This is a genomic window from Nonomuraea sp. 3N208 (assembly GCF_052245935.1).
Classification (GTDB): Bacteria; Actinomycetota; Actinomycetes; order Streptosporangiales; family Streptosporangiaceae; genus Nonomuraea.
The window spans coordinates 39,558-50,211 of sequence record NZ_JBQQBR010000065.1 but is presented as its reverse complement, the minus strand read 5'-3'; the positions used below and the strand labels follow the sequence as shown (position 1 = coordinate 50,211).

General features: G+C 72.6%; 11 protein-coding genes. 8 read left to right on the top strand and 3 right to left on the bottom strand.

What is annotated here, in order from left to right:
- The first annotated feature begins 135 nt into the window (after positions 1 to 135).
- Positions 136 to 1,020: a class I SAM-dependent methyltransferase gene (locus ACTWPT_RS54750; RefSeq protein WP_443185499.1), complete on the top strand. Its 885-nt coding sequence runs from the start codon at positions 136 to 138 to the stop codon at positions 1,018 to 1,020.
- Here the strand turns inward: ACTWPT_RS54750 and ACTWPT_RS54745 are convergent.
- The 3 genes from ACTWPT_RS54745 to ACTWPT_RS54735 are packed head-to-tail and all read right to left on the bottom strand — an operon-like array spanning position 1,017 to position 3,092.
- Positions 1,017 to 1,877: a haloalkane dehalogenase gene (locus tag ACTWPT_RS54745; RefSeq protein WP_443185498.1), complete on the bottom strand. Its 861-nt coding sequence runs from the start codon at positions 1,875 to 1,877 to the stop codon at positions 1,017 to 1,019. The genes ACTWPT_RS54750 and ACTWPT_RS54745 overlap by 4 nt on opposite strands.
- A gap of 14 nt (positions 1,878 to 1,891) precedes the next feature.
- Positions 1,892 to 2,275 (bottom strand): pyridoxamine 5'-phosphate oxidase family protein, encoded by a 384-nt coding sequence (locus ACTWPT_RS54740; protein WP_443185497.1) that lies wholly within the window; start codon positions 2,273 to 2,275, stop codon positions 1,892 to 1,894.
- Between the two features lies 1 nt (position 2,276).
- Complete coding sequence (locus tag ACTWPT_RS54735) at positions 2,277 to 3,092, bottom strand: NAD(P)H-binding protein (protein ID WP_443185496.1); 816 nt, start codon at positions 3,090 to 3,092, stop codon at positions 2,277 to 2,279.
- An 86-nt stretch (positions 3,093 to 3,178) separates the two neighbouring features.
- Here ACTWPT_RS54735 and ACTWPT_RS54730 point away from each other — a divergent pair, with 86 nt between their 5' ends.
- The 7 genes from ACTWPT_RS54730 to secD all read left to right on the top strand — a co-directional run bounded on the left by ACTWPT_RS54730 (position 3,179) and on the right by secD (position 10,472).
- Positions 3,179 to 3,745, top strand: a complete 567-nt coding sequence (locus ACTWPT_RS54730; RefSeq protein WP_443185495.1) for a TetR/AcrR family transcriptional regulator — start codon at positions 3,179 to 3,181, stop codon at positions 3,743 to 3,745.
- Between the two features lie 116 nt (positions 3,746 to 3,861).
- On the top strand, positions 3,862 to 4,632 hold the full coding sequence (locus ACTWPT_RS54725; RefSeq protein WP_443185494.1) for a TauD/TfdA family dioxygenase: 771 nt from the start codon (positions 3,862 to 3,864) through the stop codon (positions 4,630 to 4,632).
- A 77-nt stretch (positions 4,633 to 4,709) separates the two neighbouring features.
- Positions 4,710 to 5,861, top strand: coding sequence for a sensor histidine kinase (locus tag ACTWPT_RS54720; RefSeq protein WP_443185493.1), 1,152 nt, complete (start codon positions 4,710 to 4,712; stop codon positions 5,859 to 5,861).
- A gap of 43 nt (positions 5,862 to 5,904) precedes the next feature.
- The gene (locus ACTWPT_RS54715) at positions 5,905 to 6,561 is read left to right on the top strand and encodes a response regulator (protein WP_443185492.1); all 657 of its coding nucleotides are present in this window, start codon (positions 5,905 to 5,907) and stop codon (positions 6,559 to 6,561) included.
- Between the two features lie 91 nt (positions 6,562 to 6,652).
- Complete coding sequence (locus ACTWPT_RS54710) at positions 6,653 to 7,777, top strand: threonine aldolase family protein (RefSeq protein WP_443185491.1); 1,125 nt, start codon at positions 6,653 to 6,655, stop codon at positions 7,775 to 7,777.
- Positions 7,778 to 7,860: 83 nt separating this feature from the next.
- Complete coding sequence (locus ACTWPT_RS54705; RefSeq protein WP_443185490.1) at positions 7,861 to 8,211, top strand: hypothetical protein; 351 nt, start codon at positions 7,861 to 7,863, stop codon at positions 8,209 to 8,211.
- A 38-nt stretch (positions 8,212 to 8,249) separates the two neighbouring features.
- Complete coding sequence (gene secD, locus ACTWPT_RS54700; protein ID WP_443185489.1) at positions 8,250 to 10,472, top strand: protein translocase subunit SecD; 2,223 nt, start codon at positions 8,250 to 8,252, stop codon at positions 10,470 to 10,472.
- Positions 10,473 to 10,654 lie beyond the last annotated feature (182 nt).

Here is a 10,654-nt window from a genome sequence, read left to right as displayed (position 1 = left end):
CATGCCAGCCACCGCGAGCAGGGCAGCATGATCCGCCGCTACATCGCCTGGCGAAACCGCAACACCGACAACCCCCGCCTACGGAAGATCGTCAACAGGGCGAACGTGGCCTGACGCGGCACTAGCGTGACGCCGGTGATCTACGAACATCCCCTGGCCTACGTCCTCGGCCTGGAAGGCCTCGCGCTGTTGCGTTCGTTCACCGGCGAATATGACAGGAAGTTCGTCGACGCCCGCCTCGCCGAGATCCGCAAGCTCCTCGACGACGAGTCCCTGGCGGACGCCGGCGTGGAGGTGGCCCGCGTGGACACGGTCGATGGCTACCAGATGTGGTCGAAGACGTACGACGACGGCAACTCGACGTTCGACATCGACGAGCCGATCATCGGAGAGATCGTCGGCGCGCTGCCCGCGGGCGACGCACTGGACGCCGCCTGCGGTACCGGCCGGATGGCGGCGTTCCTGACGGAGCGCGGGCATCGCGTCCGCGGCGTGGACAGCTCGCCCGACATGCTCGGCCGGGCGCGCGAGCGGGTGCCGCACGTCGAGTTCCTCCACGGCGACCTGTGCCGCCTTCCCGTGCCCGACGACTCGGTCGACCTGGTGGTCTGCTCGCTGGCGCTGACGCACGTGCCTGCGCTGGATCCGGTGCTCGCCGAGTTCGCCAGAGTGCTGCGGCCGGGCGGGCATGTGATCACGTCGGACATCCATCCCGAAGGGGTGGCGCGAGGCATCGTCCCGCCCATACGCCTGCACGACGGGCGACCGGCGCGGCTGGCCACCCATCGCCACCTCATCGGCGACTACGTCCGCGCCGCCCTGGCGGCCGGACTCCAGGTGAGGCGCTGCGAGGAGCCCTTGATCCCGCCTGCGGACGGGCCCGCGCCGGCCGCGACGGACACGCTGGGACCGTGGGACGTCTGGCCGTGGGTCCTGAGCGACCTGGCGCCCGAGGCGGCGCGGGCGGCCATCGGTGGAACGCCCTCGTTGGTCGTCTGGCACTTCCAGCTGGCCGGTTAGCTCAGGCGGTGCTTGGCCATCCACTCCGCCACGGCCGCCGCGATGGCCAGGGGATGGTCCTCCGGGGTGTGGTGCCCGGCGATCTCCTCGTGCTGAACGATCTCGAGTGACGCCACGTTCGCCGCGCACCAGGCAAGGGTCTCGTCCGTCCACATCGTGCCGGGGCCGGGACGGAAGCCGATCAGCAGCTTCGGCACCTCCACGCTGGCCGCCAGCCACCGGCCGAACGCCTCGATCCAGGCCACGACGTCGGCCGGCTCCCCGCCCAGCGGCAACGAGCGAGCCCAGCGCAGCACCGGCAGGCGACTCTCCCTGGTTGGGTACGGCCGCGCGTACGCGGCCACGTCGTGCTCGGCGAGCGGCGTGGCGACCGAGTTGGGCAGCCCTTCCAGGAGGAAGGCGTTGTCGTCGAGGATCATGGACTCTCCCACACCCTCGGTCTTGATCGCCCTGAACAGGTCGCGGCCGCCCTCGGGGAGCTCTTCCCAGCTCATCGGCTTGACGATGGCCTCGGTGAAGGCGATCCCGCGTACCCGGTCCGGGTGGCGGGCGGCCCAGTCGAAGGCCAGCGCGCCGCCCCAGTCGTGGCCGACGAGCACCACGTCGTCGAGGTCGAGGGCGTCGAACCAGGCGTCCAGATAGCGGCCGTGGTCGTCGAAGGTGTAGTCGATGGCGGGCTTGCCCGACTCGCCCATGCCGATCAGGTCGGGGGCCAGGCGGCGGCCGTGCCCGATGGCGGGCAGGACGTTGCGCCACAGGTGCGAGGAGGTCGGGTTGCCGTGCAGGAAGACGATCGGCGCGCCGGCGCCGAGCTCGCGGTAGGACATGGTGGAATCGAGCACGTTCTGAATGGGCATTTTTCAGGTCCTGTTCAGGTGTTGAGTGTCATGACGCGGTCCACCGCGATCTCGATCACGACCCGGCCGGGCGGCGCGGGCGGCGGCGAACCGTAGCGTCGGCTGTAGCGGCGGGCGGCCTCTGCCACCCGGCGCGGATCGTCGGACACCGTGGTGGCGCCTTCGAGGGTGACCCAGCGGAACCCCTCGACCTGGCAGAGCGCGGCGCGGCCGCCCCGCACCAGGTTGCGGGCCTTGCGTGAGGCTGCGACGGTCAGCACGCGGGCCACGCCGGCGGCACCGTCCCAGGTGAAGCGCACGGCCACAACGTGCGGGGATCCGTCGGGCCGCAGAGTCGTGAGCGTGGCCACGCGCGGCTCGGCCAGGAAGGACTCCGCCGAGCCGGTCAGGTCCTTCATGTCAGCGGTAGGCCGCGACGTTGCGGGCGGCCCAGTCGGCGAAGGTGCGCGGCGCACGTCCCAGGATCCGCTCCACATCCGCGCTGACCTGCTGCTCGGCGGGGGTCGGTGTGCCCAGGATGGCGAGGGTGCCCTCGACGACCGGCTCCGGCATGAACTGCAGCATCTGCTGGCGTGCCTCCTCCCGGGTCTGCTCCACGAACCGCACCTCCTCGCCCAGCGCCGCTCCGATCGCGGCGGCACGCTCGCGCGGGGTGACCGCCCGCGGCCCGGTCAGCGTGTACGTACGCCCGGCGTGCCCGTCCTCCCGCAGCACCACGGCCCCGACCTCGGCGAGGTCGGCCGGGTCGACGGTCGGCAGGGCGATGTCGCCGAACGGCGCGGCGGCCGTACGGTGGGCGCGGATCGGCTCGGCCCAGGCCAGGGCGTTGGAGTCGAAGCCGCCCGGCCGCAGGATCGTCCACTCCAGCCCCGACCCGCGGACGGCCTCCTCGAACGCCACGGGGTGGCCGTACACGTCCGGCCGGGTCCCGGCACCCTGAGACGAGAGCAGGACGACCCGCCGGATCCCGCCCGCCGCGGCGGCCTCCAGGACTGCCTGCGGTTCCTGCCCGGCGACGAGCAGGAACAACGCGTCGGCGCCGTCGAATGCGGCCTTCAAACCGGCCGGCTCGCCCAGGTCGGCCGCGCTGTGCCGGACACCCACAGGAAGCGGCGCGGATCTCCTGGAGACCGCGGTCACCTGCTCGCCCGCGGCGGCGAGCAGCCGGGCCAGCTCTCCGCCGACCTTGCCCGTCGCACCCGTGACAACGATCATGGTTGTACCTCGCAGAGTTAGTTAGTTGGCTGACTTACTTCGAGGACCATAGCGGGCAAGCGAGGCGCCTGTCTATAGTGAGTCAGGTGGCTAACTCAACACGCTCGGGGAAGCGCGATCGCCTGGCCGGCGCCGCCGTGCGGGTGCTGCACGAGCAGGGAGTCGAGAAGACGACGCTCGCCGACATCGCCCGCGCGGCCGACGTTCCGGTGGGCAACGTCTACTACTACTTCAAGACCAAGGACCAGCTCATCGAGGCCGCCATCGCCGCCCACGGTCGCGAGCTCGAGTCCATGATCGCCCGGCTCGAGCAGCTCCCCACCCCGCAGGAGCGGCTCAAGGCCCTGGTGCACGGGTGGATCGAGCAACGCGACCTCGCGGCCAAGTACGGCTGCCCCACCGGCACCCTCGCCTCCGAGCTCGACAAACGCGACGACGGCCTCGACCGCGCGATCGCCAAGGTCATGGGGGAGCTGGTCGACTGGATGGAGCGGCAGTTCGCCGCCATGGGGCGCGACGACGGGCGCGAGCTCGCGATCGCCCTCATGGCCGCGTACCAGGGCATCTCCCTGCTGACCAACACCTTCCGCGACCCCGACCTCATGGCGACGGAGGGCCACCGCCTCGAACGCTGGATCGACTCGCTGGCCTGACGGCGCTTCCGCCGTGGGTGAAGACGTTCCGCCGTGGGCGATGAGGGGGCGCGATGGGCGCCGGCGGGCGTCATGGTGAGCCCAAAGATCGATGGCGGAGAGGTGGTGCGTGGACGATGACGGTCGCACAGGCGCTGGGGCCGGGGGAGTGGCTGAGCGCGGAGATCCGCGACAGCGACGCCTGGCGGATCCCGCTCGACGAAGAGCACCGGCAGGAAGTGCTCGCGGCCGTGCGCGCGGCGCAGTCGGCGGGCGAGATCACCCAGGAGGGCTTCCCACTGCCGACGCTCGGCCCCGTCCTGCGGCGGGTGCGTGAGGAGCTCGTGGACGGCCGCGGATTCGTGCTGGTCCAGGGGTTGCCGACGGGCGGGATGAGCGAGCGTCAGTGCGGGATCGCCGCGCTCGGGCTCGGCTGCCACGTCGGCGGCATCGTCCCGCAGGGCCCGGGCAAGGCGCCCCTCATGCACGTACGGGACACGGGCGCCGACCCGGCGCAGGCACGCACCAAGAGCTACGAGCACAGCGGGCGCCTCGGCTACCACAGCGACCCGACCGACATCGTGGCCCTGCTGTGCGTGCGACCGGCGAAGTCCCACGGCGCGGGCGATCGGCAGGACGAGGACCGTCGCGGTCAGGTAGTTGGTCAGCGGCAACCGGCCCAGCGGCGCGACACCCCGAAGGCCAGGCACAGCACGGCCGGTCCCCGGACGGCCCGCTCGATCCGGCCGATGGGCCAGGCCGTTGGCGAGCAGTACCAGGAGCCTGCGCAGCAGGAGCAGGAGCAGGCGGGGCCGGGGGCGCGCTGCCCGGCGGAGTCGAGCAGCCGGCCGGCTCGGCCGCCACGGCGGCGTCCCCGACGTTGGCGATCAGGACCCCGCACAGGTTGAAAGCAGGGTTCGCGGCGGCCCGGATCGTACTTTCGGCCGGTTCATCGGGCGGGTGCCGCCCGCCTAGCCTGGGCGGCGTGAATGTCCGGGATCGACTGACCGGGCGCGCCCGTGCCGCGGCCGACGCCGTCCTCGGGACGGCGCTCGCCGGGCTGCTGGCTTTCGTGGCCTACCAGATCGCCCACACCTGGGGCGGCGACTACTGGCAGTTCGGGTGCGCGGCCGGGACGGTGGTGTGCGGGCTGGCCCTGGCGCGTCGGCGCAGCCGCAGGTGGACGGCGGTCGCGGGCCTAGCCGTGGCGGCGGCGGCCGTGCTGGTCGCCACGTTCGCCGATCTGCCGGCCGAGCCGGGCCCGGCCATGACCCTCGCCCTGGCGGTGCTGGTGGGCTCGGCGGTCGCGGAGCTCCCGGCCCTCACTGCGGGCGCGGTCGCGGCCGGAGGGCTCGCGGTGGCCGCCGGCAGCCTGCTCACCGGCAACCTGACCCAGACCGTCCTCCCGCCCGTGACGATGCTGAACGTCGCCGGATGGCTCGGCGCGGTGACGATCGGACTGAGCTCGCGGCTGCTCGCCGCTCGCCGCCGCACCATGGCCGAGGACGTACGCCGCCACGAGCGCCTTCAACTCGCCAGAGAACTGCACGACGTCGTCGCCCACCATGTCACTGGCATCGTCCTGCAGGCCCAGGCCGCCCAGGTGCTCGCCCGCAAGCAGCCCCAACGCCTGGACGGTTCCCTGTCCGGCATCGAGGCCGCCGGCTCCGACGCGCTGGCCGCCACGCGCCGCCTCGTCGGCCTGCTGCGTGAAGCCGGCGACCCGCCCACGCCCGGCCAGGAAAGCCTCGCCGACCTGGTCGAACGTTTCGACGGCCCCGCCGTGCACCTACGCCTGCCCGACGACGATGACGACGAGCCGGCCTGGCCGCCCGAAGTGGCCAGCACCGTCTACCGGGTCGTCCAGGAGTCGCTGACGAACGTCTCCCGCCACGCCCCGCACGCCCGCTCCGTCCAGGTCACCGTCACCCGCCAGCACGACGCCGTCACGGTCGTGATCGCCGATGACGGGCCGCCGGCCTCCGCCAGCCCCTACCGCCCATGCGGCTTCGGTCTGCTCGGCATGCGGGAACGCCTGGAGGCCCTGGGCGGCACGCTGCACGCGGGACCGCGTCCAGGCAACGGCTGGTCCGTGCTCGCCACCCTTCCCCTGCCGGACAAGCGGGAGGTCCGATGACGACGAGACTGCTGCCGGCCGAGCTCCAGGCGGTGGACCGCCGATGACGATCAGCGTCCTGCTGGCCGACGACCAGGCGATGGTCCGCGCCAGTCTGCGGGTCATCCTCGAGGACCAGCCCGACATCAGCGTCGTGGCCGAGGCCGGCGATGGCGACGAGGCGATCGCCCTGGCTCGGCGGCTGCGTCCGGACGTGTGCCTGGTGGACGTCCAGATGCCGCGTGCGGACGGCATCGAGGTCACCCGCGCCCTGGCCGGGCCCGGTGTGCCGGCCCCGCTGCGGGTGGTCGTGGTGACCACCTTCGACCTCGACGAGTACGTCTACGGCGCGCTGCGCGCCGGCGCCGTCGGTTTCGTGTTGAAGGACGCGGGACCGGCCCTGCTCGTGGAGGCCGTGCGGGCGGCGAGCGCGGGCGACGCGCTGATCTCGCCGTCGATCACGCTGCGGCTGTTGCGCCACGTGACGCCCGGCGGGACGCCGTCCGCCCGCCGGCCCGCGCAGCCGCTGTCCGAGCGGGAGGTCGAGGTGGTCCGGGCGATCGCCAGGGGCCGCACCAACCAGGAGATCGCCGCCGAGCTGTTCATCTCGCTCAGCACGGTCAAAGGTCACGTCTCCGCCATCCAGCACAAGCTCGGCGTACGCAACCGTGTCCAGATCGCATCCTGGGCGTGGGAGAGCCGTTTGATGGGCACTCAGTAACACCGGTCTCAGGCCGCTGCCCGAACATACCCAACCCTGGTAAGGTTTTGGCAATTGATGCACATATATTGCAAGAACAAAGGGGACGCATATGCCCGACACCACCGCGGCTGTACGGCGGTCACTGTTCCTGCACGCGCCGATCCGTCGCACACCGCGCCTGATGCTGGAACAGATGCTGGCACTGGTGGACGACGACACCCCGGCGGATGGTCCCGACGGCCCCGTGGCGGTGCTGGAGCGGCGGCTGGCCGACCTGCTCGGCAAGGAGAGCGCCCTGTTCTTCCCCAGCGGGACGATGGCCCAGCAGGTCGCGTTGCGCCTGCACGCCGACCGGCGCGGACGCCGTACCTTCGCCGCCCACCCGCAGTCTCATCTGGAGGTGTGGGAGGAGCAGGGCTACAACGCCGTCCACGGGCTGCGGTTGCGCCGCACCGGCGACCCGCACGAGCTGATGACCGCCGACGATCTGGCGGCGATCGGCGAGCCGCTCGCCGCGGCGGTCTGGGAGCTGCCGCAGCGGGACATAGGTGGGCTGCTTCCGGAGTGGCCCGACCTGTGTGAGCAGGTGGCGTTCGTACGGGCGAGCGGGGCCGCCGCGCACCTGGACGGCGCCCGGCTCTGGGAGGCCCAGACCTACTACGGTCGGCCCTTCGACGAGATCGCCGCATTGTTCGACACGGTGTACGTCTCGCTCTACAAGAGCTTGCAGGGCGTGCGCGGCGCAGTGCTCGCCTCCGATGCCGCCACGGTGAACGCCGCGAGAGTCTGGCGCCAGAGGCTCGGCGGCGGCATCCGCGACGCCTGGCCACTCGCCCTGGCCGCCCTGGTCGGCCTGGACACGCTGGCCTCGCGGATGCCCGCCTACCGCGACCACGCCATCGCCATCGCCGCCGCGATCAACGCCGACGGCGCCGCCCATGCCTACCCCGACCCTCCGCAGACGCCGCTGTTCCACATCCATCTCCCGGCCTCTCGGCGCGCCGTCGAGCAGGCCGGCGAGCAGATCCTCAGCGAACGCGGCATCCAGCTCTGGGGCCGCGTTCGGTCCGCGCCGGACCCCGGCCGATGCAGCTTCGAGATCAGCGTCGGCGACAACGCGATGGAGTTCACCCCCGGCGAGGTGGTCACCCTCATCCGCGACGTCCTGGCCCGTGCCTCCTCGCACCCCGGCTCGCGGCCCCTCGATCAGGACTCCCCGCAAAGGTCGTCCTGATCGTCCGGCGAGAAGGCCGGCTCCACTCTTCCCGGCCGCTCCGGCGCGCTACGGTGGGGGCAGGGCGATAGGGGGAGGGGACGGTGCGGACCAGGCTGTCTGCCGCGTTGCTCCTCCTGCTGTCCTGGTTCCTGCCCGCGACCTCCCACGCCCAGCCCGCCCCGCACCACGGCGCGACCCCGCACGTGGTGGCGGCCTGGCGGGCGCAGGAGCAGCAAGGGCTGGGGCAGGAGCCCTACCGCCACACCGCGATGCAGGTCCGGCACGGCCTGCTCGGCCTGGCGGGTCCGGCCGGGACCGCCGTGCTCCCGTCCGGCCTTCCGTACCCGACGGCCACGTGGGCCGCCGTCGTCGCGCGTCCCGGCACGGACGCTCCGGCCGGCCGCCGGCCCGCTGCGGCGCCGGCGCGTGGGCCTCCCTCCACAGGGTTCTGAGACTCCCTTTTCTGCACATCTGAGCCTGTGGAGGCTTCATGTACCGTGCGCCTGTTTGGCGTGCGGTGGCGGCGCTCGCCGTCATCGCGATCTCATTAGCACTTGCCCTCACCACTGCGCCGCGCCTGGGCCTGGACCTGCGCGGCGGCACCCAGCTCGTGTTCGAGGCGAAGAACTCGCCGACCGTCAAGGCCGACGCGGCGGCCACCGACCGCGCACTCGACGTGCTCCGCCAGCGGGCGGACGCGCTCGGCGTGGTCGATCCCAGCCTGGTCCGCTCCGGCGAGAAACGGATCATCGTCGAGCTGCCCGGCGTACTCGACCCGCGCCAGGCGGCCGAGGTGATCGGCCGGACCGCGCAGCTGGCCTTCCATCCTGTCCTCGGCGCCGGCGATCCTTCAGGGGGACGCGACGAGAACGGCGAACCGCTCACGCTCGGTCCCGCGGCCATCACCGGCGACGGCGTGGCCGATGCGGTCGAGCAGAGCGATCCCCAGCGTGGTCCCGGCTGGTGGGTGACCATCGACTTCCGCGACGCCGACGCCTGGCAGCGGCTGACCGGGGCGGCGGCGTGCGAGCCGCAGGGCGATCCCCGACGCAGGATCGCCATCGTGCTCGACGCGGAGATCATCTCCTCGCCACCGCTGGACCCGTCGATCCCGTGCCGTACCGGCATCCCGGGCGCCCGCGCGGACATCACCGGGTCGTTCACCCACGAGGAGGCCCGCGATCTGGCCGTGCTCATCAAGGGCGGGGCGCTGCCCGTCCCGCTGGCCCTGGTAGAGCAGCGTACGGTCGGACCGACGCTCGGCGCGGCGGCCATCGACGCGAGCGCCAAGGCGGCGGTGGCCGGGCTCGTACTGACGGCGGTGTTCATCGTGGCGGTCTACCGGTTGTCCGGGCTGCTCGCGGCGGTGGCGCTGGCCTGCTACGGGCTGATCTCGTACGCGGCGCTGGTGGCGATGGGGGCGACGTTCACGCTGCCGGGGCTGGCCGGGTTCGTGCTGGCGATCGGCATGGCCATCGACGCCAACGTGCTGGTTTTCGAGCGGGCCAGGGAGGAGCACGACTCCCGGCGCGGGTTGAGGCGGGCCTTGGACCTGGGGTTCAAGAACGCGTGGAGCGCGATCGCCGACTCCAACGTCACCACCCTGATCGCGGCCGGGCTGCTGTTCTGGCTGGCCTCGGGACCGGTCAAGGGCTTCGGCGTGACGCTGGCGATCGGCGTGCTGGCCTCGCTGATCTCCGCCATGCTGATCACCCGTGTGCTCGTCCAGGGCGTCATCGGCAGGATCGGGCCGCGCGCGTCCGGGCTGGCCTCGCAGGGGGTGGTCAGGACCTGGCTGGCGCGCAGGAAGCCGCGGCTCATGGCCGCCAGGAGGGTGTGGCTGGCGATCGCCGGCGGGCTGGCGGTGGTGGCCGTGGCCGGGTTGCTGGTTCGCGGGCTGAACGTCGGCGTGGAGTTCACCGGCGGGCGGCTCGTGGAGTTCGCCACGTCCAAGCCGGTCCCCGCCGACGTCGCCGGGCAGGCGGTCGCACGGGCCGGGTTCCCCGCGGCGGTGGTCCAGTCCACGGACGACGGTGTCACGGTACGGGCGGCGCGGCTCGGGCTGGAGGAGGTGGCCCGGATCGAGCAGGCACTGGAGCCTCACGGGGGCGAGGTGAGCAAGACGCGCGAGGAGTTCATCGGGCCCAGCCTGGGCGAGGAGCTACGGCGTAACGCCCTCGTCGCGCTCGGGGTGGCCGTGGCCATGCAGCTGGTGTATCTGGCGGTCCGGTTCCGGTGGACGTTCGGGGCGGCGGCGGTGCTGGCACTGCTGGTGGACGTGACCGTCGTGGTCGGGTTGTTCGCGTGGCTGGGCAAGCCGATCGACGGGATCTTCGTGGCGGCGATGCTGACGATCGTCGGGTATTCGGTCAACGACAAGGTCGTGGTGTTCGACCGGGTGCGGGAGTTGTGGACCTCCCGGCGGGGGTTGGCGGCGGCGGTCGACGGGGCGATCGTGCAGACGTTGCCGCGGACGGTCAACACCGGGCTGGGCGCGTTGTTCATCCTGGTGGCGTTGATGGTCTTCGGTGGGGACTCGCTGCGGGACTTCGCCATGGCGCTGGTGGCCGGGATCGTCATGGGGACGCTGTCGTCGGCGTTCGTGGCCGGTCCGGCGGCCGTCGTGCTGGCCCGGTTCGACCGCCGCCCACCCGCTCCGCCGGCCAGGCGCACCGCGCCACGCGACCGTACGGGCACCGGGGCGGTGGTCTGATCCACGGCGCATAGCGCGTCGCCCACCCTTGGGCCCTGGCCGCGCTGCGTGTGCCGCCTTCCGTGCCCCTGCCCGCGCCTCCTGGGGAGTCGTGGAGCAGGGGCGCGGGGGGTAGGCGTCCGCCGGCGCGCCGGCGGACGCCTACCGCAGGTCGGGCAGCGCGACGATCCGGGCCGGAGTTC

What these genes read in the sequence shown, in the direction of transcription:
- ACTWPT_RS54745 (WP_443185498.1), bottom strand. Translation starts at nt 1,877, where the DNA reads ATGCCCATTCAGAACGTGCTCGATTCCACCATGTCCTACCGCGAGCTC.
- ACTWPT_RS54740 (WP_443185497.1), bottom strand. Translation starts at nt 2,275, where the DNA reads ATGAAGGACCTGACCGGCTCGGCGGAGTCCTTCCTGGCCGAGCCGCGC.
- ACTWPT_RS54735 (WP_443185496.1), bottom strand. Translation starts at nt 3,092, where the DNA reads ATGATCGTTGTCACGGGTGCGACGGGCAAGGTCGGCGGAGAGCTGGCC.
- ACTWPT_RS54725 (WP_443185494.1), top strand. Translation starts at nt 3,862, where the DNA reads ATGACGGTCGCACAGGCGCTGGGGCCGGGGGAGTGGCTGAGCGCGGAG.
- ACTWPT_RS54715 (WP_443185492.1), top strand. Translation starts at nt 5,905, where the DNA reads ATGACGATCAGCGTCCTGCTGGCCGACGACCAGGCGATGGTCCGCGCC.
- ACTWPT_RS54710 (WP_443185491.1), top strand. Translation starts at nt 6,653, where the DNA reads ATGCCCGACACCACCGCGGCTGTACGGCGGTCACTGTTCCTGCACGCG.
- secD (WP_443185489.1), top strand. Translation starts at nt 8,250, where the DNA reads ATGTACCGTGCGCCTGTTTGGCGTGCGGTGGCGGCGCTCGCCGTCATC.